This window comes from Shewanella sp. POL2, from assembly GCF_000282755.1.
Lineage (GTDB): Bacteria > Pseudomonadota > Gammaproteobacteria > Enterobacterales > Shewanellaceae > Shewanella > Shewanella xiamenensis.
This window is the reverse complement of sequence record NZ_AKZL01000007.1, coordinates 67,053-90,647: the sequence shown is the minus strand read 5'-3', so window position 1 is coordinate 90,647 and position 23,595 is coordinate 67,053. Positions and strand designations below refer to the sequence as shown.

Sequence of the window (23,595 nt, the reverse complement as noted above, 5' to 3'; positions counted from 1 at the left end):
ACCGATGAGAATAAGGTGATTCTTCAGGAAAAAGCAGTGATCCAAGGGCAGTTTAAACAGCTTCAAAGTTCGCTATAACGATTTAATGGATGTGTTTTGATCGTCTGGCTGCAAATGCAGAAATCGTTGCCAGCCCCTAAACGAGCAAACTTGGCAAATTTGTCGGTTCTTCCACAAGACCCTGCAGGCCAAGGAGAAGCATCGATTCGACCAACGTCAGGTGGAAAAAGAATATTGATATTCCTACATATTATCAATGTGTTATAGGTTTTGTGGCTAAATTCAACGCTTTTACCGGCCGAATGCAGCCGAACCTCAAATACAGGGATTAACGGCTATCAAACGAAAACCTACGGTTACGAGGGTGCCACAGGATTCAAAACCGTAGGTTTTCGTTCAAATGCCCCCGCTGGTCCAATAAGCACAGTGCCATGATAGAGCTGAGCAAATTCAAAAGAGGGGTGTAACTGAGCGGCAGGGCTCCAATCACAAAACACAGACAGTACAGAGCAATATAGCTGTTATTCAAATCAAACTTGCTTGGAACGGCATTAGCCACGACTGAAGAAGTGAAATACATCCAGATTCCAAACCGCAACGGTTCATCAACGGCGAAATTATAAAGTGCAGACCAGTCAATGGTGGCTGGCGCCTGGAATAACCAATTAAGTATGCACACAACAGCACATCCGCCGAAAAGCGGGGCTATTCCGACGAATAAACGTAACACAGGGCTAATTAATGATGGTCGGTGCTGGTACTGCACAAAGCCAAGTGTGCCGTCAGGCTGTGGTGAGAAAAAGGATATTTTGGTAATGGTAAACCGAAACAGAATTGCAGTAAGAGCATGACTGAGTTCATGGACAAATACACCCGGGGCCGCATAAAGACGAAACAACAAACCACGCCCAATGGTGGAAAATAACCTGTCGCGCAATAGCGATAATAACGTTAAGGTTACCCCTAAACTAATTACGGCTAACCAGCCTTCATTTGCCATAAGTGGTTACTTAAGCTTAGTCAATACTGTTAGAGATCTCCATCTCTCTAATGCTGTATGCATGGGCGATGTCGGCGCGCTCATCGGCGTTTTTGGCATCTGCCTCCAAGCGCTCAACCATCACCTCCAGTGTTTCCATTTGCTTGGCACGGCGTAAGCGCAATACATAGGTTTTCACTGTGTCACTAGCACTATTGAAGTTGAACATCTCACGTAACATTGTTTCGTCCCGAGCAAAAGATTTCCAAATGTAATTCTGGGGAAGACATTAACACCAAATGATAATTCCCAATATAACCGATGCCAAAATAATTCAATTTAGACCATCATGCAAACTAGGGGGAAGGAATAAGCAAGAGCACGGAGTACACCTGATAATTCCGTTAAACTCTGACGCGCTTATTCTGGCGTTTCCTTGGATATAACTTGTTTAACTCGCTTCACCGTCGAGGTGCTATTAAATGTCATTCTGGCGATTTTCTCTTGAGAGAGATTGCCTGCCTCTAACAGATCAATCACATATTGATACTGCTTGCGCCATTCCTCGCTGCCGACCTTGGTTGTTCCCTTGGGGCGCCCGAAACTGCTACCACTTTCTACAGTCTGCTTAATCCCTTTGCGTACCGCGTCTAATCGCTTGGGTTCGTAACGCCAACGCCCAGATGCAATAAAGCGCTCGTCCTTATCGAAGGGGGCTAAGTCATTGGCTGCGCGGGTGAATGCCGCCTTAAGCTGTTTCAATGCTGACGCATCGAGGCTCAGATATTCTTGATGTTTTCCTATCTCTCTCTTTGATAGCCGGTATCGATACAATACATACTGCTCCAGATAACCGCCGTTAGGGATTAACCGCAATACTTTGGCGCAGATGCCCTGGTTAAAGTGGGCTTTCATCTCGGATTCAACTTCAGCTAGTCTCACGTCTACCTCACGACGAGTCCGGCCCACCTTATAAATCACTTCACCATTGTCTAGGGTTAACTCAAATAAGTAGGTGGTGGCTACCATCAGCTGTTGTTGGCGCCAAGCCTCAATCTCAAAGTGTGCTCGATGTAGTTCGTTGTTAGCCACTAACTGCGATTTTCTATGTATCCGGGCTGTGAGTTGGCGGCGAAACCAGTTGCTGAATTTACTCAGCGATAGTTGGCCGGTGATGATTAACGCGGCATCGGTCAGTCGATATTTACCCGTGTAACTGTCGGTCTCAATAAGATTGTGCTTTAACAGATCACGAACATGCTTAGGTTCATACCAAAATACTTCCCCAGGATGGGCTTCGGCGTAATTCTGTAAGACATTAACAAGGAAATCCGGCACGCAGAGGTGAAAGTGATCCCAGCCTGGTATTTGTGGCAGCTGTTGCAGTGACTCATGGCAAGTCTCACCGTCGTGGCGAAAGTGATGCACCTTAAAATTCCCTTTTGCGGCGATAAGCGGCACCTGACAGAAGGGGCAGGTTAAGTCAGATTTACCGCGTTTAACCGCATCGATACCGATTAACTCTCCGTCTGCGGCTTTACCTATGGTTAGAAAGGCATTGGAAGGCATACTTAATTGACCTAGTAGAATCCTATTTAAATATAGCTCAAATAAGTATGGTGTCCAATCCTTCTCAATTCAGTAAACAATATCATTTACAGCGGTCTAATTGCGCTGAAGATTAAAGAGGATTATTGTGAGGTATCAACATTCTTTGGAGATAGCGCAAGATGGATGAACTAAAAGAGCAAGAAAGGGCTTGGGCGCTGTTTCAAAAGTATAATTCTTCATCGGAAGTCGCCAAAGAAATGGGATGCACAGTAAGTGACGTTTTTCGATTAATTCAACCTGCTCATAATAGAATGAGAAGAGAAGTGAATGAGATGGCTGCCGAATTAACGAAAGATAATCGCCACCTCCGAAATTGCATCAAGCAAGGATGCAATGGAAAACTCCACCCCCCAACAGCTGGCCAACAACACTTTGTCTGCGACCTGTGCCAGACACACTTTCGATTAGATATCACCCAGAATACCACACCCGATCCACTTCAATAACCGAATCAAATCTTCAGTCATGGAATAGGTTTATTTATATCTTTTTCAATAGCCTATGCTTGATTTGGCAAATATTTCCAAGATCACGGCGCCCCTAGGCTTATCTAAAATATCTCTTTCATTTTCTTGAATATGGCCATCACCACTCGATATGCACGAGTAACTATCTATCAAGGTACTCAGAGGGTGGGGGTGTACACCTATCTTTGTTAGTCAACAACATTGCATGATGGACTAAAAGTGGTTACAGTAAGACAGCAACAGAAATACTTTAAGGTGATGGCTTTGTGTATCATATCGGATAGCTATGAAGTGATCCAATCCTCATTGCAGGAGCTCAATCACCTGCTTGATTCGAATACCCCTGTCCGTGCCAGCGTGACACCTGTACCGCCCGTCATGAAATCGGCTGAGAAAGTGCGCGAGCCGGTGACGGTGATTTCGGTACGCGAAACACTGGGTCTGGCTGCAGTAACGAATGCCAAACTCGCTTACGGTGATTTACACATTCATCCTGATTACTCGCAGCGCTCAGCTCGTAGGACGCCTGGGGTGCTTTGGTACTCCACATCGCCGTTAGTCACTAACAAAGTTATGGATGTCATTGCCCGGATTAACTTGGCTAAAACGGCCATCGAGAAGGAAATCACCACCAAGTACAGCACCCGTGCTGACAGATTTGAGAAACTACGCGAGGTTTGCCCTGGTGTCATGGCGTTACATATCTATCGCCAAATCCGCTGCTTTGACGAACCCATGACCTCGGCGCGGTTCAGCTGGTTATGCAAAGATGTGGTGTCGAAGGTCGATAAGGACAAATTGCTTGAGCGACTGAACGCGGATATTAAGCGCCTTGGCGATGAATGCCCAAGTCAGCTATTGCTGTTAAAGCAGAACATCTTGAGCACCCCAGAAGCTATGATTCGGGCGCGTCGGGATATTCAACCGCAGCCAGTGGCCAATCTCATGATTAACGGGAAGGTGAAAACGGTTACCGCTACGATGCCGCTTATCGTATTGCAAAATGAGCCGTTGGAGATCAAGCCGCTCACTACGTTTGATGCTTCAGTTAAGCGCGGTACTCGTGCCGATAAGCAAGCAGTTACGCCACTGGGATCCTTTAATGGCTCCAGCTATGAAGCAAGGAATTAAAGACCGCAAACGGAGAGTGACCCCCTCAATTTTTGCGTAATTTTCACGAAGTAATACAGTGCCTAAAGCAATTTAATTTGAAAGGTTTAAAAAGATGAACAGTTACGAAGAGCAGCTTAAGACAGTGTTTCGCTCTGCTCAGATGCACCTCTATCTCACCTGCGCAGAATCAGGCCGATTTGTTCCTGTTCAGCGCCGCAATGAGATTTTGATTAAAAGGTTAAAGCCATTTGTCGATGACAAGGCTTGCCGTGAAATTAAGAGTCATGTTAAGCGTGTCATCCTGCTTGGGCGCCAAGGGCAGGACATGGAAGCCTGCATTAATCAAATGTTATCGGTTATCAACAGCTCCAGTGTCAAATACGACAGGATGATGGCGCTCGCTGAATGGTTGGTCACTGCGATTGATGCTATCAAAGAGCCAATCCAATTCAGCACCAGTGAACAACCTGTGACAGTGGATCACAATGCCTGCGAGATACGTTTTAACCGAGTGCAGATTGAGAATTGCTTCAATGAAGATGGCCGGCAAATAGCTCCGATGATAATTAACTATCGCTACACTTCAGAGGACAATTTAATTGCACTTAAGACGTTGTTTAACTCAGATTATCAATTGATTGAATGTGTGGTTTTAACAAACAACACTGCAGACATTTTTATCATCGATAGCGCTCATTGGATGGATGCTCAATAGTGCAAAAATAGCTGAAAGGTAATCTCGCTATGATTCAATTATCCTCTCTTACCTTACATGATGTTGTACGCAACTTATCCGGCTTAGGCTTCTTTTGGGCGTTGTGGATGATGTTCCCTTATCGACATAATCACGCAATACCTTTACTCCGGTCAGGCGCCGCTTTCGCTTTTATGGCGGCTGGGTTGTATATGCTAAGTGATAAAGGGCTTGTTGAGTTTCACACCCCTGCTTTTCTGGCGCTTGCCACATTACTGGTCACAACTAAAATGGATAATACCAATACATTTCCGGCGATGGTTATTCAAAACGTGTTTTTTGTTAGCACGTTAATTTCGTTATTTATTTATGGCATTGGAACCGTAGTTGTCACCTGCACTTCGGCGGCGATTTTCTTGTATATCCTCAACAAAGTAATGCCAGATGACATTCACAATTAATATAGCGTGTGATATTGTCCAAATGTGTAAATTATTGGACTTAACTCTATGAATCCTTTGTGCGTTTATATAATAGTTTGATATTTTTTGGCTCTTTTGGTGAATGTGCGGATTAAGAGTTAGCACATTTTTGCCCCAAAGCGATTTAGCCGCCTTCAAAAAGTCATAATAAATAATCGTTGATTGACCAAATTTTAGTAATCTGAAAGAGTGCCCCTCTCATTAAGAATACTGTGCTTTCAGATTAAATTTATCCCAAATAATTTTACGAGCAGTGCAAACAGCCCAAAGCAAAGTACGGTTATCACTACACCAATGAGTAAGGATGGCCAAAAATCAAAGCGCTGCAATAAAGAGGGAAAGATCAAAAACATAGGCAAAGTCGGTACAACATACCAAAATGTGTACCACGCGTGGTTTGCTATTTTCTCCATTGGCTGTTTTTCAACATAGAGCCAAATCATTGCCAAAATAGTGACTAATGGTAGCGCGACGATGAGCGCTCCTAGTTTATCGCTGCGCTTAGCAAGCTCAGAAGCGGCGACGACTATAGCAGCTGTGATCAGATACTTCGTAATTAACCAGCCCATAGTGTCCTCTCCTTGAATAGAAAAACCGATTGCCTATCGGTTTTTATTCTGTCACTATATCGTTCATTATGGAAAGAGAAAAGTGTTATGCAGTTAGGTGAACTAGAAAAACAGGTTTTGCAGCATCTGTGGACAGAATCTGAAGCTGATGCAAAGCAAGTACATGCTGTGCTTGGTGTCTCTAGAGGGAACTCTCTTAATACCATTCAGAGCACTTTAGAACGCTTATTTAAAAAAGGATTGCTGAGTCGAACCAAGCAAGGACATGCCTATTTTTACAGGGCAAAAGTGGACCGAGAAGCGTTGATCGCTACACTTATTACCAATATCACTAGCGACTTTGTCGAAGAAGGTGAGCATAGTCTCATTGCGGCATTTAGTTCCGCATCAGCTAATCTGAATGATGCCCAACTCGATATGCTAGAACATTTAATTGAAGAACAACGTAAACTTCGGAAAGGATAATTAGGGTTATGTTTGTTGGCGATTTAGCGATAGCACTAAATTTATTGAGTGTTGCAGTGCTGGCATTTGCTATCAGTGTTGCGTGCATCTCGATCGCCCTACGATTAACTTTGCCAAGATTCGAGCATCTTACTTTTAGGTTACGTAAAGTTATCCTATGGGCTTTGGTTACTGTACCTTGGTGGGTAGCCATAAGCTGTGCTGCCTTTTTCTGGCCAAGGCAGCAAGAGTTGTTTTCTACTGCTTGGTTAAATGAATTCGCTCATTGGCATCACGTCGACATCTTTAGCTTCAGCAGTTGGCATGCTTTTACCTTGTTGTCGGCCTTCGGTTATTTGATATGGTCGATGATCTCGACCATTTATGTACGTAAAAAGCAATCATCAACAATGGCATCTCTGATTGGATTATCAGAGATCCAACCTCAGGTGACTATAACTCAGCAGCGCTATTATTCGTTAGCACAAGCAATTCCTGCGGCCTTCACCACAGGTCTAGTGTCCCCTAAGATTTACCTGACCACAGGATTGCAAGAAAAGGTTACAGAACAGCAACTCGATATTATTGTTCGACATGAAATGGCGCATGTCGTGGCTCGAGACCCTTTATTTAAAGTCATCTTTGCTGCATTTGCTGGTTTTTATCCGAAAGCGGCCAAACGCAATTTAATCGGACATTTTACCCTGTTGACTGAACAGCTTGCAGATCATGCTGTGACCACTGAGCATGACAATCTAGATGTCGCTCAAGCCTTGATAAATGTAGCTCGAATGCAGCGAAGCGTAACTCTTGGTTGTGATGGTTTACAGACAAGTTATTTCGGTAACGATCAAACCAGTGTTCGAGTACAGCGACTGATTCAACCTAGGTTAACGTCTTCCCGATTGGCGATCGGTTTAACGTTGTTATTCTTAGCCATCGTCCCACTTTTAACCGCTTCAACTGTCGATAGCCTTCACCACATTATCGAAACCTTCTTCACCCATTAATTAAGGATTGGGAATGAGAGACTTGCTTTTTAACGTCAGAACTAAAAAACCGATTGGCTATCGGTTTTCCTCCATTGTGCTAGGAATGTGTTTAGTATTCCCTGCCGTTGCGGTATCGAATGAAGCGCCACAAACACTCACCTTAGCCGATGCTGTGACTTTGACACTTCAGCAACACCCAGAATTACAGATTTTCAACTCGCAGCAGCGCGTGATGGAAGGGCGAATACAGCAGGCAAGTGTCGGTGAGCGGCCTGAAATAGGTTTAATGATTGAGGATGCTCTGGGTACTGGTGAACACAGTGCTCTGAAAAGTATGCAATCTACGCTCAGTTTTTCATGGTTACTGCAACAAGATTTGATTGATAGTCGTGTTAACACGGCTAAAACAGAGGCCACTCAATTAGATATAGAAAAACAAATCAAAGCCTTGGATTTGTCTTCACAGGTGGCTAAACATTTTATTGATTTGTTAGTGAAGCAAGAACGCCTCAAGCTCAATCTGATAGCAGAAAAGCAGGCAAAAGAGGTTGTCAAAACCGTTGCTAAACGTGTGCAAGCGGGAAAGAGTTCTGCGGTTGAAACACAGTTGGCAAAGGCTGAGCTTATCCGTCGTGGCTTGGCCGTCGAAGATATCGAGCATGAACTCAAAGCCAGCCAATATCAATTGGCATCACAGTGGGGAAAGCCTAAGGCATCCTATCGTTTCAACGGCAATCTGCTTGATATGCCTGCTGTGCCATCAGTTGACAGTCAGCTTAAATTGTTAAAAAAGCATCCTCGTTTTCAACAGTTTGCGACTGCGCAACGCATTGCTCAATCGCAAATGGAGCTCGCACGAATAGAAGCTAAGCCGCAGTGGCAAGTGACCGCTGGCGTGAGGCGCTATGAGGCGAGTGATGATTTTGGCTTAGTCGCGGGTATTTCTATCCCTTGGGGTTCAAGTGACCGTAATGCGGGAACCATAGCCGCCTTACAAGCACAGCAAGATGTACTCGCCAATGAGCAAAACGCATTAATGCAGGCTCAGGATGCCCAGTTGTATGTGCTGTTACAGGAAATGGCACATTCTGCACATGTTATCGATACAGTGCGCAGTGACATAGTGCCAACCCTTGAAAAAGCTCTGTCTGAGGCAAGCAATGCCTTTGATAAAGGTCTGCTCAGCTACAACCAATACAATGACGTGTATCGGGAATTACTCAGTGCTCAATATCAGTTGCTGGATGCCTTTGAAAGTTTGCATTTACAACACATTGAAATTCAACGCCTAACGGGCACATCCATTTCTCAGTGAGATTACCTATGAAGAATAACAACACCTTTTCGTCATTGAGTTTGGCGATACTGCTCAGTCTGGGTATTAATGCCGTCGCTTCAACACCTTTAATGGCATCCTCAGCGCCCGTTGCCGAGCAAGCTGAACCCGAAAAAGGGCCGCATCGTGGACGTATGCTGCGTGAGGGCGATTTTGCACTAGAGCTCGCCATTTTTGAAACGGGCGTTCCCCCTGAGTTCCGTGTTTGGACGAGCTTTGAGGGGAAACCGCTCGATCCTAAGACCGTCGATTTGAGTGTGAAATTGACCCGTTTAGGCAATGTGGTGGATGACATTCGCTTTAATGCGCAGGGTGATTTTCTCCGTGGTGATATGGAGATCTATGAACCCCATTCGTTTATCGTCACCATTGAGGCGAAATACCAAGGTAAAACATACCGTTGGCAGTATGACAACTTTGAAGGCCGTACCACTATCGAGCAGGCTGTTGCCAGTGCGATGGAGATTCACTCTGGTTTTGCAGGCCCTGCCACATTGCATCAAACCATCCCAGCCTATGGCACATTGGCGCTACCCGTCGGGACGCAACGTGCAATTGCGGCACGTTTTGACGGCGAAATTACCCGGTTACATGTTGGACTGGGTGACAGGGTGAAAAAGGGGCAAACCCTTTTGACTGTAGAAAGTAATGAGAGCTTAAAACCCTATCAAATTAAAGCGCCGTCCGATGGCGTGGTGTCAGCATTGTTCGCCAACAATGGAGAACAAACCCTAGGGCGTCAGTTGTTGACACTGACCGATAACAGTCACTATATCGCTAAGCTTGCTGTGTACCCCATTGATTATCAAAGCGTCATCTTAGGTGCACCTGTCACTATCAACGTCGAGGGTGTGGAGGAAACCTATCAAGGTTCCATTAGCTTTATTGAACCAGAGGTTCGTGACGATCAAGCCCGTATTGCGTGGGTCAAACTTGCCGATCCTATCGGGGTTTTGACTGCGGGCAGTTTTGTAAATGCCAGTATTGAAGTCGCAACCATTGAGGTGCCATTGGCGGTTAAAAGAGTCGGATTACAAGGGTTTCGTGATTTTACCGTCGTCTTTGCTAAGGTCGGAGAGCAGTACGAAGTCCGTATGCTGGAGCTTGGCCGTCAAGACGGTGAGTGGGTCGAAGTGCTTGGTGGCTTAAAGCCTGGTACTGAATACGTGACCAATAATAGCTACATCTTAAAAGCCGACATTGAAAAGTCTGGCGCATCACACGATCACTAGGAGTTCGAGTCATGTTGGAATCGATTTTACGCTTTTCGATAAAGCGCAAATTCTTAGTGTTAGTGATGGTAATCGCCGTTGCGGGATTAGGGCTATGGAATTTCACTAAATTACCCATCGATGCCGTACCGGATATCACCAATGTGCAGGTGATGATTAATACCGAAGCGCCGGGATACACGCCACTTGAAATCGAGCAGCGTGTGACCTTCCCTTTGGAAACCGCATTAGCAGGCTTGCCTGGGTTAACCTACACCCGCTCGGTATCGCGCTATGGCTTATCACAGGTGGTGGCCATTTTCAGTGATGAGACGGATGTCTATTTTGCCCGTCAGTTAGTCAATGAGCGTTTATCGGCGGCACGTTCCGAGCTGCCGCTTGGGCTTGAACCACAGCTTGGCCCTATTGCGACTGGCTTAGGTGAAATCTTTATGTTTACCGTGGATGCATTGCCAGATGCTACCCATGCCGATGGAACGCCTATCACGCCAATGGATTTACGCACGGTACATGATTGGACAATTAGGCCGCAGCTCATGCGTGTGCCAGGGGTGGTTGAAGTTAACCCTATCGGCGGCTTTGAGCGTGAGATTTTGGTCGCTTTCAAACCGGAAAAACTGCTCGCCTTTGGTTTAACCCAAGCCGATGTTGTCGATGCCATAGCCAAGAATAATCAGAACCAAGGCGCAGGTTTTATTGAGCAAAACGGTGCTCAGTGGTTACTGAGAATGCCAGGCCAAGCCGAAGACATTGTGGCCATTGGCAATATCCCACTCAAATCAACGCAAGGCAGTGCGCTGACCATTAAAGATGTGGCCGATATTGAAAATGGTCAGGGGCTACGCAACGGTGCTTCGACTCAAAATGGCCGCGAAGTGGTCATGAGTACCGTGTTTATGTTGATTGGTGAGAATAGCCGCACCGTTGCCCATGCTGTAGGTGAGAAACTCAAAGAAATCAACGCGACCCTGCCGGAAGGGATTGTCGCCACAGCAGTTTATGATCGCACTAAGTTAGTGGATAAAACCCTACAAACGGTGCAGACCAATCTATTAGAAGGCGCACTACTGGTCATTGTGGTGTTGTTTGTACTGCTTGGGAATTTTAGGGCTGCATTTTTAACTGCACTGGTGATCCCCTTTGCTATGTTAATGACGATTACCGGCATGGTACAAACCCGCGTTAGCGCGAACCTGATGAGTTTAGGCGCTCTGGACTTTGGTTTGTTAGTCGATGGCGCGATCATTATTGTTGAAAACTGCTTGAGACGGTTAAGTCAGGCAGGAGACGATCCTTTACCGTTAAAAGAACGTCTAGAGCTCGTGTTTGAAGCTACCCGTGAGGTCATTCGCCCCGCACTATTTGGTGTATTTATCATTACCGCCGTGTATTTGCCGATTTTTGCACTAGAAGGTGTAGAAGGCAAAATGTTCCACCCGATGGCGATTACGGTAGTGATTGCGTTGTTAAGTGCCATGTTGCTGTCGGTGACTTTTGTGCCAGCAACCATTGCCTTGCTGTTTAAGAAACCAGTGAAGGAGAAGCATAGCCCGCTTATCCGTGGTGCAGGCGCCTTGTATCGCCCTGCGTTAAACTGGGTAATTCAAGGTCGCTGGGTCGTGGTGATTGCTGCCACGTTGTTGGTCGCCGTTTTTGGTTACCAAGCGACGAAATTAGGCAGTGAATTTGCCCCTAATTTGGATGAGGGGGATATTGCAATGCATGCCCTACGTATTCCTGGCACCTCACTGAGTCAGGCGATTGCCCTGCAAGAAACTCTAGAAGATAAAATTAAGCAAATGCCTGAAGTTGAAAGGGTATTTGCCAAAATTGGTACTGCGGATGTGGCGACCGATGCAGTGCCTCCGAGTGTGGCTGATAACTTTATTATCCTAAAACCTCGTGAGCAGTGGCCAAATCCCAATAAATCGAAGGAGCAAATTGTAGAAGAGTTGGCGGCGATGGTGGAACCTATCCCTGGCAACCGCTATGAGTTCTTACAGCCTATTCAAATGCGCTTTAATGAGCTGCTTGCAGGGGTCCGGGCGGAGCTTGCAATTAAGGTGTTTGGTGATGATTTCGATACGCTCACTTCGCTTGGTGCACAAATCGAGGCAGCTATCGCTCAGGTCGATGGCATTGCCGATGTGCAAGTGGAGCAGACAACAGGTTTGCCTATGCTGAATATCATTCCGAAACGTCAACAGCTGATGCAACATGGCTTAAGTATGGCCGAGTTGCAGTCTCAAGTGGCAACCGCAATGGGCGGCACTGTGGCGAGTAAATTCTATGAAGGAGATATTCGCTCAGACATTGTTGTACGTCTGGGTGAATCACGTAGGCAAAATCTGGACGGCTTACGTTATTTACCGATTTCCTTACCCGACGGGCATAGCATCCCACTTCAGGAATTAGCGTCCTTGGAATTGGTTTCTGGTGCTAACCAGATTAACCGTGAAAATGGGAAACGTCGCATGGTGGTCACCGCCAACGTACGTGGACGGGATTTAGGTAGCTTTGTCGCTGATATTCAAAACGTTATCGGGGAAAGAGTGGATATTCCCGCAGGTTACTGGGTGGAGTACGGAGGCACCTATCAAAAATTACAATCGGCATCGCATCGCTTGAGTATTGTTGTGCCTGTGACCCTGTTGATGATTGTCGGTTTATTGATCCTCGCCCTTAGCTCCTTCAAGGATGCGATGATTATCTTTACTGGCGTCCCCTTAGCCCTGACGGGCGGAATTGCCGCATTATTGTTACGGGACATTCCCTTTTCTATCTCAGCCGCAGTGGGCTTTATCGCCCTCTCTGGTATCGCGATTTTAAATGGTCTTGTCATGGTGTCATTTATTCGCGAATTACGTAAAGAAGGTATGGGGCTCGATAGGGCAATTTTTGAGGGGGCACTAACAAGGCTTCGTCCAGTGTTAACCACGGCTTTAGTGGCATCACTCGGGTTTATTCCAATGGCACTCAATACCGGTATCGGTTCAGAAGTCCAACGTCCGCTGGCAACGGTTGTGATTGGGGGAATTATTTCATCAACCCTGTTAACGCTGTTTGTTATTCCAGCGTTATATCGCATTTTACATAAAGAAAAGGAGTCGATTTTGACTGAAGTAGAAGTAATGGAGATTGCGGATGCCAAATAAGCTATTAAACATCAGCTTGTTGCTGATGGTTGGATTAATAGGTTTGGTGAGTATTGATGTCATGGCACATGGGGTGGACGACAATACTCGCGCCTTTTTAGAACAAAACCAAGGCGTGCAATTTATCCCCTTTTTGTACATTGGGGCGAAGCACATGATCACGGGCTACGACCACTTATTGTTTCTCGTGGGTGTGATCTTCTTTTTGTACCGCAGCAAAGATGTGCTGTTGTATGTGACCATGTTTACCCTAGGTCACAGCACCACATTATTGCTTGGTGTAATGACCGATTTGCAAGTTAACGCCTATCTTATCGATGCGATTATTGGCTTATCAGTGATCTATAAAGGTTTTGATAACTTGGGGGGATTTAAGCGCTGCTTTAATTGGCAACCCAATACCAAAATAGCAGTGTTGGTCTTTGGTTTGTTCCATGGCTTTGGACTGGCAACCAAATTACAGGAGTTTCAGTTGTCACAGGAAGGCCTATTTACAAATTTATTAGCATTCAATATTGGGGTGGAGATCGGACAATTTGCTGCGCTGGCCATCATCTTGATTGTGATAAATGCCTGGCGTCATTTCCCTTCATTTCAACGATTTTCAACGCTGACTAACACCGCTCTGATGAGTGTAGGGGTGATGCTGATGGGTTATCAGCTCACAGGCTATTTCGTCAACTAAACGATTATAAGAGAAGATTATGCAACACACTGTAAGTTCAAAAATCTTGGTCAAAGCGAGCGTATCGGCAACGGTAGTGGCGGCCATTGCGCTGGTCACTTTTATTCTGCCAGCCGAGTACAACATCGATCCTACAGGCGTAGGTCAAAAGCTGGGATTAACCTCAATTGCACAGGCCGCAGAAGCGGATGGTGCTGCTGCGGTGATGGGAACCCAAGCAAATAATACGGAGTTTCAAACCATTGAAGTGTTGGTTCCGGCGGGGCGCGGTGTCGAATATAAATTTGCCATGCCGCAGTATGCCAAAATGACCTACGAATGGATGACCGATGGCGATGCTTTGTATTTTGACCTCCATGGAGAACCTGAGGGAGATACCACTGGCTATTTTGAGAGTTACACCATAGCGACATCAAATGAAATGAAAGGGAGCTTTACTGCGCCTTTCGCGGGGTCACATGGTTGGTATTGGAAAAACAAGACAGATAAGCCTATTGCCGTTCAGTTACAGGTAAAAGGACAATATGAAGTCATTGGTTTAAAACAATAATTGGCAAATTTGGAGAAAACGATGAAAAAATTATTGTCAGTATTCACCCTATGCACAGCGTTAATGAGTGGCAATGTATTGGCCCATGCGGATCACGGAGTGATCAGCGGTCAAGGTGCCTTAAAGGTGGCAGCTAAATCGCTTAATCAAATGACATTTAAAGACTTTGGTTTTGAGGTGGGTAAATTAGAGGGAACATGGAAAAACTTGCCTGAGGCACAATTATCAATCGTCAGCTTTGAAGGCAATTACTACGTGGTCAGTGCCGTTAACCCAACGACTCAAAAACAATTTTTTCTCAAAATAGCCAGTAACGGCGAGCTTTTAGAAGTCAAAGACACGAACAAGTTCTAGTCGCCAAGATTGCACTGTCTATGTTATGGGCAACAGACAGTGCAATAACCCTGCAAGCGGTTTACTTTTATTAAATCAAATATCGTTCTTAGCAATACATTTTGTAATCTGAACCCAATTAATCTGAGTTAACAGTCTAACTCACTTTGTCCCGAAGTAAGCCACAAGGAGTATGATACTTTAATACTCGATTGTGGCACGGTTCGGACTAAGTTGTGGCAATTAGTATGAATCTTTATTTTTGGCCATATTTAATCTAGAACGATACGAGCTAGAGTTCTTGGCTGTTCAGTTTAGAACTTTATTCCTCTCCAACATCAACCCCGAGACATTCAATCATTCAATCGTGATCCCGAATGTCAAAGTCCAGCATTACACACTTAAATAAAATGAGGCAGTAACATGCAAACCGGCCAAAAATTTTTAGCGGTGTATCCTGCTTCATCCTTCGATGACGTTGATGGCAGTTTGGTGGAATTTCCCGAGAAACGGCGCCAATTAGAGGTGCTTCCAAAGCCAGAGAAAGTGCTGGTGGATGACGGTGAAATCTCCACGATTGAGTCCCTACCAGAACACCTTAAGTCGGAAGATTGGTATTTTGTTCGCAATTTAGACACGGGCCGTAGGCATTGGTTTACACCGCTTGGCTATAAGTTGACGTTACTTGAATAAATCATAGAGTCATCGATACCGATACTTGCCTTTAGGTGGAGTTTGAGCCGCAATCTCCGATTTTCTTTTCACACTTAGATGGTCATTACACTTGGGGCAGTAGTTGAGTAACGCACTGCCTTCAAAGTCCAACTGACAAAAAACGCAGCGATATATAGCGACTACGTTCAACCTGTCCATTTTGGCAATCTGCTCTTTAATCCGATCACGGGTAGTCTTGGTTTGTACCAGAACTTGTTGCTGTTGCTGCTCCTGAACAGCTGGAGCCTTAGCCTGTTGATGCTCAAACCACGCATTGCGCCTTGGATTGTAAATCCAATGCTTGCCCTTAATGGACGTTTCAAGCCATTCGCGCAGTAGTGTTTGAGCTGATTTTAGTTTGTAAAACTCATTAAATATCTTTGAGAAAGGAATTAAATCAAGCCCTAGTACCGCCGTGTGCTGATCTCTTGATAGATTGTTATATATCGGCGCGGGGCGACCAGGATGGCTAATGTATAGGCATAGCTTGCGGCCTGAGACCGTAAAGATTAAGTCAAACATAATATCCTGCTCATAACTATCAGGCGTTATGTCCTTGGGCTCCACCGTGATTGGCAAACTTTTGGTAATGACGTGCGTTTGGCCGTGATGGTCAATCTCGAGAGGTGGCAACAATAACAAGCCTGTCCCCTGTAGAAGCTGCTTCAGCATGTAGCGAACTGAGACATAAAACGAGTATTTGCAGGCCTCAATCTCTTCCTTACTCGCACCTTTGGAGTCATGGGCAAAGTGGAACGCATTAACGTCACCCTGCCGTGCGATTAAGGCAATACCGCATGATGGGCAAGTACAATCACAGGACTTACCCCGCGTTGCGTCCTCTGCATCTATATACAAGCCATCACTACGAAGGCCGAAGGGGATTAGGTTCATAAGGTAAGCTACTTACAAAGTTTTAAGCCTTCTTGAAGGATCGGTCCGATATTAACGCGGGATGCACCCATTTCATCCTGAACTTGTCGAAGAGTTTTATTTTCCTTTTTAGCTATTGCCTTTAGGTATTCCAATAAAGAACTATCCTCTTTCCAAATTGGCTCAATAGAATCATAACCCTTGCTTTGGGCAACACCGTTTACCGCATATTCTTTATCATTTGCGATAAAAATCACTGCCTGGTCGTAGCAGCCAAGTTCTCCGCTTTCGACAGTAAACGGCCAACTTTCCCCATAACTACTTTGATGAATTTCTTTAGCGTTTAAAGTTGGGCTTAATGCCAGTAATGAGAGAATAATCGCTTTCTTCACAGTTCCCATTCCTGTTTTAAATTGTTTAACCTACTAATATTACGCCAATAATTGTCAGGTTCACATAGAAATGGAGGTTGAATCTGACTACCGTCTTTCTGCCAACATCTTGGCCATCGCACTTTCCTTTGCCTTAATGTCTTTGCCGTACCGCAATACCATCATTGGGCTTTTCCAACGACCGTTCTCTTGGATTTGGGCTATCGAATAGCCTGCGGCAAGTAAGTCCTGTGCGGCGCCAATCCTGGCACTATGCCCTGACCAAGCAGAATGACGGTCGATTCCTAAACTCTCGAATGCCCACAGAAATACTCGGTCCACTGTACGGGTGGACATCGGCTTGGCTTGAACCGAGACTTTATTGCTCCGGCCAATCGGCTGAAACAAGTAGTCTTCCTTAGTCAGCCCAGCACCTTGGATGTACCTCTGAATCAATTTGAAGCCTAGCGGTGTAATGTTCACTACCTCTTCTTCACCCGAGTCATTGGTTTTGGTGTAAGGCACTGACAACACATAATCGCCTTCAAAAGTGGATTTGAGATGGCCTACTTTGATCCGAAGCAGCTCGGATTCACGAAGCAACGATTCATAGGCGATGTTCAGCAACGCCAAATTGCGCTTGTCTAATAACCTCTCACTCTCGCCATACGATTCTATGAGCATCTGCAGGTGATGAAGTCTAAAAGGCGTTGCCTGCTCTTGCGCTAAACCGCCTGACTCGAGCTTTACTATTCTGATTTCATTCTGCTTGTCTTGCACGGTCTTACTGCTCACAGGGGACAACAAACCACACTCCACATGGAAACTGTTAATCGCCCAAGCATATTGAGATAAGGTGGTGTACGACGATGCCTGGTAGTACTCAATGAATGTGGCCACTACCTCGGGGGTCGCAGGCAACGGGGTTAGGTTATTTGTAAGACACCAACTTTCAAACTTAGCCCACCGGCTCATTAGTGCTCGCCATGTATTAGCCCTGCGGGTACGGTGGCCATTATCAAGAAAGTGCTTGAGTTTTGCCTGTGTAATCTCCCGAATGCGGAGCTTGTCTGCATCGGTTAACTGAGCCAGAGGCTTTGACAATAGCGCCTGTAGCTCGTCAGTAGAGCGCTGATAACTGTCTTTTAACGAATCGTTAAGCGTTGACGGAGGTTCGCCATAGGACAGTGCAACGCTGTGATTATTCGTAGTTAATAAGCTCACCTAATGCCTCCCTGTCTGCTGAAAATGCGGGGTGTTCGTCCTTGTAAAAACTCAGTAATTCATCAATCGCAGCATCCACGGATTTTGCGCCAATCGTATCCTTGAAAAGAACTAGCTTGTCGTATTGGTTCTTGCTGATCACAGGTCGAGTCGTCTTTTGAACCCGCTCGATTTGAGAGATGCGCCGACGTACCAGCTTCCAACCTGAATCCGAGAAAATGGAATTAAGACAGACATTCAATGAATGCAGCGCGGTTTCCTGTGGTAACGGCTTGGATTTGGTGGGTTCGGTTTCTCGCATTAACTGACGGAATGTCACAGTGAGGGTCGGAGTGCCATTTAAGAACTGCGAAGTAAACCACTCGGTTTTCTCTATCTGGTTGTAAGTGTTACCGATCATGCGCGAGAGTAAATCACGTACTTGTGGGCTTGCAGCTTCACTTGCCGCTAACAGTCTTAATGTGCGTCCCTTGGGTCGCGAACTGACGTCAGAGGGGAGGGCGTGATACGTCCAAGCTGGGCCTAATGAGTCAGATTTGAGTGGGGAGGTAGTGTCATTCATTTTAGTATGGCGTCTCTACACTAATAATTATGTTTTTAGTATAGAGACACACACTAACTAAATCAAACAAGTTTAGTTAGATTTCTGAGCAGCCTACCCATTGAGGTAATACACCGTAAAGTAGATACGCATTCCATGCTTGACCACCTGCCAATGCATCACAGTCCAGCGCTTCAAGGCTGTCATGAGTCCATCCTCCTTGCGGCGCAGGTACTATAGTTATTTGTGTGCCATCTAAGTCCTGAATTTGGAGATCACATTCAACAAGTGCCCCTGTCAAAAAATCTGGTTCATTCGGGCTTGATGGGCGGGTGATGATGCCAGAGACGATTTTTGATAGCTGTTGGCTCACCACCTTCCAGACCAGTGGATTGCTTTGCAAGGCACTAACAATCTTATCCAGCATAGGGATGGCCCCTTGAAGAAGAGCTAATTCAACCGAGTTAATTGGTTCGAAGTCGCCAGACTTGATAGCCTCGATGTCCTCGACGTAGAAATTGGCACCATCCTCAATACCGTTACCTTGGCCAAGGTTAATGCCGTAGGTGAACACGATGGGGGCATGGTCGCTATCGGTCAGCACCTCGGCATTGACCATTACTGCGAGTTCCAGTTTAACCAGCGGGTTAGGCGTATCGACGTAAAAGCTGTATTCCTGATAGTAGCTATCCGCGTCGCCGTTGTCCTCTAGGAACGGCAGGGGAGCTAACAAACTGGTCGCTTGGTCAAGGTAAATACTTGGGCTAATTTGCATCTAATTTCTCTCAGTTATTAATGTAAGATCATCATTGCATAGGTTCAATTTCTGGCAAATTTTGAGTAAATTCTACAGGATTTTAATATTACAACCTTGCTTCAATCATGCCGTAACGGGCATTGCTTCACCGCTAAGGCCAAACCGTTTAATCCCCGCGCTAATGCTATACCTGCTCCATTGCTTCACGATGCTCAGATACCCCGTGCCTTGGTACAAATCAAAGGCGAGCGCGTGGTTGGGCAGCTTTTTCTCACTACAGGGCAAAATTAGCGTCGACTTCAACGAAACCAGCTCTTGCTGTAACGCATAGAATTGGCCTGCAACCGATTGAGTAGTCTCCAATAATTCCATTAAAAATCATTCCCAAAACGATTCATACCAAAGTCATGGTCAAAGTCGTGACCGCTATCGATGCCTGAATGAGTCAAGTCAGCTCCTAAAGGATTACCTGCCACATCCAAAGCGCCGTTCAGCGTAAGCAACCCTGTAGCTGGATTGATAAGATAATCATGGTAAGCGCCCGTTCTACGTTTCAAACCTGTATCATCACATACTTCGGGGTATTGATTAGCAACACATGGGATCTTACTTGGGATGAACTTAAGCGATGCTGCACGAGGAATTGCCGCTGGTAATGGGTTACCTTTGTTGAGCAAAACAATTAGGCCAGCGACGAACCCAAACACACCTATAACCAAATATGCAGCAAATATAGTCACCTCTAATAACTGAATTTCTTATCTGATTAAAGGATCTCACAAATGCAAAACGGCGCAAAAATTGAACTTTGCGCCGTCTGAATGGGAGGGATTAAGCCGCCATCAAAAGGTTTTGATAGTTATGCGTTAACGATAACGAATGGCCGAACATTTCAGTAACTTCCACGACCTGAGATGCTGGAGCCTCCATTTCAGCCGCCGCTTCTTCTGCGCTACGAACCCAGCCAAACAACTTGGGGTCACCTCAGAAAACGGAAAAAATCGTACGCTAAGACCCAGAGAGCGGACGTAGCGGTCGGAATTTCCCCACGCCTACTTTGGAGCTACTGCGCCAGAGGTAATCGCCGGTCAGGTTGATATGCTCCCAACCCAGCGGCGACAGGTACTGCAACAGCCCTTCATCGACACCATGGCCGTGGCCGCGCAAAGCATTCGCGGCGCGCTCCAGGTAGACCGTGTTCCACAGCACGATGGCCGCCGTCACCAGGTTGAGGCCACTGGCCCGGTAGCGCTGCTGCTCGAAACTGCGGTCGCGGATTTCGCCCAGCCGGTTGAAGAACACCGCCCTGGCCAGCGCATTGCGGGCTTCGCCCTTGTTCAATCCGGCATGCACACGACGGCGTAGTTCCACGCTTTGCAGCCAGTCCAAGATGAACAGCGTGCGCTCGATGCGCCCCAGCTCGCGCAGCGCAACGGCCAGGCCGTTCTGGCGCGGGTAGCTGCCGAGCTTGCGCAACATCAGCGAGGCCGTCACCGTGCCCTGTTTGATCGAGGTAGCCAGGCGCAGGATTTCATCCCAATGGGCACGAATAGCCTTGATGTTCAACTTGTCGCTGCTAATCGTCGGTCTGAGTGCGTCGTAACTGGCTTCACCCTTAGGGATGAACAGCTTGGTGTCGCCCAGGGCGCGGATGCGCGGCGCGAAGCGGAAGCCCAGCAGATGCATGAGGGCAAAGACATGATCGGTGAAGCCCGCCGTGTCGGTGTAGTGCTCCTCGATGCGCAGGTCGGACTCGTGGTACAGCAGGCCGTCGAGCACGTAGGTCGAGTCGCGCACGCCGACGTTCACGACCTTGGTGTGGAACGGCGCGTACTGGTCGGAGATGTGCGTGTAAAACGTCCGCCCTGGGCTGCTGCCATATTTCGGGTTGATGTGCCCGGTGCTCTCGGCCTTGCTGCCGGTGCGGAAGTTCTGGCCGTCCGACGATGACGTGGTGCCGTCACCCCAATGCTCGGCGAAGGGATGCCGGAACTGCGCGTTCACCAATTCGGCCAGCGCCGTCGAATAGGTTTCATCGCGGGTATGCCAGGCTTGTAGCCAGGCGAGCTTGGCATACGTTGTGCCGGGACAGGACTCGGCCATCTTGGTCAGGCCGAGATTGATCGCGTCGGCCAGTATGGTGGTCAGCAGCAGGTTCTTGTCCTTGGCCAGGTCGCCCGATTTCAGGTGCGTAAAGTGGCGGGTGAAGCCCGTCCATTCATCCACTTCCATAAGCAGTTCGGTGATCTTGATGTGCGGCAGGATCATCGCGGTCTGGTCGATCAGCGCCTGCGCGGTGTCAGGCACCGCCGCATCCAGAGACGTGATCTTCAGGCCAGACTCGGTGATGATGGCGTCCGGCAGGTCGTTGGCCGCCGCCATGCGGTTGACGGTCGCAAGCTGTGTTTCTAGCAGCGTCAGCCGGTCATGCAGGTACTGGTCGCAGTTGGTGACCACAGCCAGCGGCAGTTCGCTGGCCAGCTTGAGGCTGGCGAATTTCACAGGCGGTACCAGGTAGTCCTCGAAATCCTTGAACTGGCGTGAGCCTTGCACCCAGATGTCGCCGGAGCGCAGCGCGTTCTTCAGTTCCGACAGTGCGCACAACTCGTAGTAGCGCCGGTCGATGCCGGCATCGGTCATCACCAGCTTCTGCCAGCGCGGCTTGATGAAGTCGGTCGGCGCATCGGCAGGCACCTTGCGTGCGTTGTCGCTGTTCATGCCGCGCAGCACCTCGATGGCGTCCAGCACATCCTTGGCAGCGGGCGCAGCCCGCAGCTTGAGCACGGCGAGGAATTCCGGCGCGTACCGGCGTAACGTGGCGTAGCTCTCGCCGATGCGGTGCAGGAAATCGAAGTCCTCGGGCTGCGCGAGCTTCTGCGCTTCGGTGACATTTTCGGCGAAAGCATCCCAGGATAGTACGCCCTCGATTGCGGCGAACGGATCGCGGCCCGCTTGCTTGGCCTCGATCAGCGCCTGACCGATGCGCCCAAACAGCCGCACCTTGGCGTTGATCGCCTTGCCGGATGCCTGGAACTGCTGCTGATGCTTGTTCTTGGCGGCGTTGAACAGCTTGCCCAGGATTCGATCATGCAGGTCGATGATTTCATCGGTGACGGTGGCCATACCCTCGATGGCGAGCGCGACCAGGGTGGCGTAGCGCCGCTGCGCCTCGAACTTGGCCAGGTCGGCGGGTGTCATCTGGCCACCCTCGCGGGCGATCTTGAGCAGGCGATTCTGGTGCACCGACCGCTCGACGCCGGAAGGCAGGTCGAGCGCCTGCCATGCCTTGAGGCGTTCGATGTGTTCGAGCATGTGCCGCGAATTGGGCTTGACGGGTGACTGGCGCAGCCAGGCCAGCCAGGTCGTTTTGCCGTTGTCCCGGCGTTTGAGCAGATCGTCAAGGCGGCGACGATGCGCGTCCGATAGCGGTTCGGACAAGGTTTCGTAGATTTGCCGGTTGGCGCGGGTGATCGCCTCGGCACAGACGCGCTCGACAACATCCAGCGTCGGCAAGATGACGTGTCGGTGCCGCAGGTCGTCGAGAACACTGTTGGCCAGCATGATGCCCTTGTCGGTTTGCAAGGCCAACTCGGTCGCGGCATGGACAGCCTGCCGATAGTGCGCCAGGCCGAACGGCTCCATGCCCAAATATGCACGCAGCTCAAGCAGATGCTCGCGCCGGGTTTCTTCCCTCTCTGCATACTGTGGCCAGCACGATGGATCGATGCGCAGTTGCCGTCCGATCCATTGCAGCAGGGGCATCGGCACCGCAGCGTCGGGCAGCAGGCCCTGACCGGGAAAGCGCAATAAGCATAATTGCACCGCGACACCCAGGCGGTTGGCGTCACCGCGCCGCTGGCGGATTAGTGACAGGTCGGGTTCGCTGAACGTGTAGAGCCGGATGAGTTCGTCTTGGGTATCGGGCAACGCCAAGAGACTGTCGCGCTCTGCGGCGGAGAGGATTGAACGGCGGGGCATGCAGTCTCCTTCTTCTCAAAAACGTAGGTTTGCGACAATCCCGCTCAACCCTCTGGCGCGGTACAGCAAATCAATGCGTTGCGATTCTCGAAAACAGTTCTTGAAACTTTATTCTTGAATTCTTATCATATCAACGCGTTTCGAGAAATAGGGATGTAGCCAACCGCTGCCCCAAGTGGCTTTGACGTGTTTACGAAAGGAGAAAGACTCATGGGTATTTTTGACAGACTTTTCGGTGGCCACCACGGTGGTGGTTACAGCGGTGGTGGGCATCACGGTGGTGGCGGTGGGTACGGAAGCGGCGGGCCTCCAGCGGGCGGGTGGGGTAATGGCGGCCTTGCTTGCCCCAACTGCAAGGCATCTAACGCGCCAGGCGCTCGCTTCTGCCAGCAGTGCGGGACTTCGTTGGTTCCTTCGGCTTACGCGCAATGTGGAACCACACTGCAACCGGGTGCGAAGTTTTGCGCTCAGTGCGGCAAGGCAGCGGTCTGACCG

General features: G+C 48.0%; 26 protein-coding genes. 14 read left to right on the top strand and 12 right to left on the bottom strand.

Going from position 1 to position 23,595, the window contains the following annotated elements; translation table 11 throughout:
• Nucleotides 1–376: 376 nt before the first annotated feature.
• From SHEWPOL2_RS03220 to SHEWPOL2_RS03210, 3 genes are all read right to left on the bottom strand, one after another.
• Nucleotides 377–1,000: a hypothetical protein gene (locus tag SHEWPOL2_RS03220; protein WP_037426031.1), complete on the bottom strand. Its 624-nt coding sequence runs from the start codon at nt 998–1,000 to the stop codon at nt 377–379.
• A 16-nt stretch (nt 1,001–1,016) separates the two neighbouring features.
• On the bottom strand, nt 1,017–1,220 hold the full coding sequence (locus SHEWPOL2_RS03215) for a hypothetical protein (protein ID WP_037426029.1): 204 nt from the start codon (nt 1,218–1,220) through the stop codon (nt 1,017–1,019).
• 179 nt (nt 1,221–1,399) lie between these two features.
• Entirely contained in the window at nt 1,400–2,548 is a 1,149-nt protein-coding gene (locus tag SHEWPOL2_RS03210; protein ID WP_037426024.1) for a GIY-YIG nuclease family protein, read from the bottom strand.
• Nucleotides 2,549–2,709: 161 nt separating this feature from the next.
• Between SHEWPOL2_RS03210 and SHEWPOL2_RS03205 the strand changes: the two genes are divergently transcribed.
• The 4 genes from SHEWPOL2_RS03205 to SHEWPOL2_RS03190 all read left to right on the top strand — a co-directional run bounded on the left by SHEWPOL2_RS03205 (nt 2,710) and on the right by SHEWPOL2_RS03190 (nt 5,325).
• The gene (locus SHEWPOL2_RS03205; RefSeq protein ID WP_037426021.1) at nt 2,710–3,036 is read left to right on the top strand and encodes a hypothetical protein; all 327 of its coding nucleotides are present in this window, start codon (nt 2,710–2,712) and stop codon (nt 3,034–3,036) included.
• 240 nt (nt 3,037–3,276) lie between these two features.
• Nucleotides 3,277–4,188 (top strand): DNA replication terminus site-binding protein, encoded by a 912-nt coding sequence (locus SHEWPOL2_RS03200; protein ID WP_226060510.1) that lies wholly within the window; start codon nt 3,277–3,279, stop codon nt 4,186–4,188.
• A 94-nt stretch (nt 4,189–4,282) separates the two neighbouring features.
• Entirely contained in the window at nt 4,283–4,885 is a 603-nt protein-coding gene (locus SHEWPOL2_RS03195; RefSeq protein ID WP_037426016.1) for a DUF2913 family protein, read from the top strand.
• Between the two features lie 29 nt (nt 4,886–4,914).
• On the top strand, nt 4,915–5,325 hold the full coding sequence (locus SHEWPOL2_RS03190) for a hypothetical protein (protein WP_037426013.1): 411 nt from the start codon (nt 4,915–4,917) through the stop codon (nt 5,323–5,325).
• A gap of 239 nt (nt 5,326–5,564) precedes the next feature.
• Here SHEWPOL2_RS03190 and SHEWPOL2_RS03185 read toward each other — a convergent pair whose 3' ends face one another.
• Entirely contained in the window at nt 5,565–5,915 is a 351-nt protein-coding gene (locus tag SHEWPOL2_RS03185) for a DUF3147 family protein (protein WP_037426010.1), read from the bottom strand.
• Nucleotides 5,916–6,002: 87 nt separating this feature from the next.
• Between SHEWPOL2_RS03185 and SHEWPOL2_RS03180 the strand changes: the two genes are divergently transcribed.
• The 9 genes from SHEWPOL2_RS03180 (at nt 6,003) to SHEWPOL2_RS03140 (ending at nt 15,335) form a co-directional block, all read left to right on the top strand.
• On the top strand, nt 6,003–6,380 hold the full coding sequence (locus SHEWPOL2_RS03180) for a BlaI/MecI/CopY family transcriptional regulator (protein WP_011711700.1): 378 nt from the start codon (nt 6,003–6,005) through the stop codon (nt 6,378–6,380).
• Between the two features lie 8 nt (nt 6,381–6,388).
• On the top strand, nt 6,389–7,369 hold the full coding sequence (locus SHEWPOL2_RS03175) for a M56 family metallopeptidase (protein ID WP_011711699.1): 981 nt from the start codon (nt 6,389–6,391) through the stop codon (nt 7,367–7,369).
• 13 nt (nt 7,370–7,382) lie between these two features.
• Nucleotides 7,383–8,666 carry a TolC family protein gene (locus tag SHEWPOL2_RS03170; RefSeq protein WP_037426006.1) on the top strand — a complete coding sequence of 428 codons (1,284 nt, stop codon included), beginning with the start codon at nt 7,383–7,385 and terminating at the stop codon, nt 8,664–8,666.
• Nucleotides 8,667–8,674: 8 nt separating this feature from the next.
• Nucleotides 8,675–9,919, top strand: coding sequence for an efflux RND transporter periplasmic adaptor subunit (locus SHEWPOL2_RS03165; RefSeq protein WP_037426003.1), 1,245 nt, complete (start codon nt 8,675–8,677; stop codon nt 9,917–9,919).
• An 11-nt stretch (nt 9,920–9,930) separates the two neighbouring features.
• The gene (locus SHEWPOL2_RS03160; protein ID WP_037425999.1) at nt 9,931–13,074 is read left to right on the top strand and encodes a CusA/CzcA family heavy metal efflux RND transporter; all 3,144 of its coding nucleotides are present in this window, start codon (nt 9,931–9,933) and stop codon (nt 13,072–13,074) included.
• Nucleotides 13,064–13,759 (top strand): HupE/UreJ family protein, encoded by a 696-nt coding sequence (locus tag SHEWPOL2_RS03155; RefSeq protein ID WP_011711695.1) that lies wholly within the window; start codon nt 13,064–13,066, stop codon nt 13,757–13,759. The genes SHEWPOL2_RS03160 and SHEWPOL2_RS03155 overlap by 11 nt, the downstream gene beginning before the upstream one ends.
• A 19-nt stretch (nt 13,760–13,778) precedes the next feature.
• The gene (locus SHEWPOL2_RS03150) at nt 13,779–14,309 is read left to right on the top strand and encodes a hypothetical protein (protein WP_037425996.1); all 531 of its coding nucleotides are present in this window, start codon (nt 13,779–13,781) and stop codon (nt 14,307–14,309) included.
• Between the two features lie 21 nt (nt 14,310–14,330).
• A complete protein-coding gene (locus SHEWPOL2_RS03145; protein WP_037425993.1) occupies nt 14,331–14,663 on the top strand; it encodes a DUF6488 family protein in 333 nt (110 codons plus the stop codon).
• A gap of 402 nt (nt 14,664–15,065) precedes the next feature.
• A complete protein-coding gene (locus SHEWPOL2_RS03140; protein WP_011711692.1) occupies nt 15,066–15,335 on the top strand; it encodes a hypothetical protein in 270 nt (89 codons plus the stop codon).
• 9 nt (nt 15,336–15,344) lie between these two features.
• Here the strand turns inward: SHEWPOL2_RS03140 and SHEWPOL2_RS03135 are convergent, their stop codons facing one another.
• The 8 genes from SHEWPOL2_RS03135 to SHEWPOL2_RS03100 all read right to left on the bottom strand — a co-directional run bounded on the left by SHEWPOL2_RS03135 (nt 15,345) and on the right by SHEWPOL2_RS03100 (nt 23,100).
• Nucleotides 15,345–16,250 carry a hypothetical protein gene (locus SHEWPOL2_RS03135; RefSeq protein ID WP_011711691.1) on the bottom strand — a complete coding sequence of 302 codons (906 nt, stop codon included), beginning with the start codon at nt 16,248–16,250 and terminating at the stop codon, nt 15,345–15,347.
• Between the two features lie 8 nt (nt 16,251–16,258).
• Nucleotides 16,259–16,630: a DUF2511 domain-containing protein gene (locus tag SHEWPOL2_RS03130; protein ID WP_011711690.1), complete on the bottom strand. Its 372-nt coding sequence runs from the start codon at nt 16,628–16,630 to the stop codon at nt 16,259–16,261.
• Between the two features lie 78 nt (nt 16,631–16,708).
• Nucleotides 16,709–17,824: a tyrosine-type recombinase/integrase gene (locus SHEWPOL2_RS03125; protein WP_011711689.1), complete on the bottom strand. Its 1,116-nt coding sequence runs from the start codon at nt 17,822–17,824 to the stop codon at nt 16,709–16,711.
• Nucleotides 17,802–18,386, bottom strand: a complete 585-nt coding sequence (locus tag SHEWPOL2_RS03120; protein ID WP_011711688.1) for a hypothetical protein — start codon at nt 18,384–18,386, stop codon at nt 17,802–17,804. The genes SHEWPOL2_RS03125 and SHEWPOL2_RS03120 overlap by 23 nt, the downstream gene beginning before the upstream one ends.
• A gap of 76 nt (nt 18,387–18,462) precedes the next feature.
• Nucleotides 18,463–19,140 carry a hypothetical protein gene (locus SHEWPOL2_RS03115; protein WP_011711687.1) on the bottom strand — a complete coding sequence of 226 codons (678 nt, stop codon included), beginning with the start codon at nt 19,138–19,140 and terminating at the stop codon, nt 18,463–18,465.
• Between the two features lie 105 nt (nt 19,141–19,245).
• Complete coding sequence (locus SHEWPOL2_RS03110) at nt 19,246–19,494, bottom strand: hypothetical protein (RefSeq protein ID WP_037425991.1); 249 nt, start codon at nt 19,492–19,494, stop codon at nt 19,246–19,248.
• Nucleotides 19,494–19,829, bottom strand: a complete 336-nt coding sequence (locus tag SHEWPOL2_RS03105) for a hypothetical protein (RefSeq protein ID WP_239642734.1) — start codon at nt 19,827–19,829, stop codon at nt 19,494–19,496. The genes SHEWPOL2_RS03110 and SHEWPOL2_RS03105 overlap by 1 nt, the downstream gene beginning before the upstream one ends.
• Nucleotides 19,830–20,130: 301 nt before the next feature.
• Complete coding sequence (locus SHEWPOL2_RS03100; RefSeq protein WP_037425986.1) at nt 20,131–23,100, bottom strand: Tn3-like element TnShfr1 family transposase; 2,970 nt, start codon at nt 23,098–23,100, stop codon at nt 20,131–20,133.
• Between the two features lie 210 nt (nt 23,101–23,310).
• Here SHEWPOL2_RS03100 and SHEWPOL2_RS22390 point away from each other — a divergent pair, with 210 nt between their 5' ends.
• On the top strand, nt 23,311–23,592 hold the full coding sequence (locus SHEWPOL2_RS22390) for a zinc ribbon domain-containing protein (protein ID WP_037425983.1): 282 nt from the start codon (nt 23,311–23,313) through the stop codon (nt 23,590–23,592).
• Nucleotides 23,593–23,595: the final 3 nt, after the last annotated feature.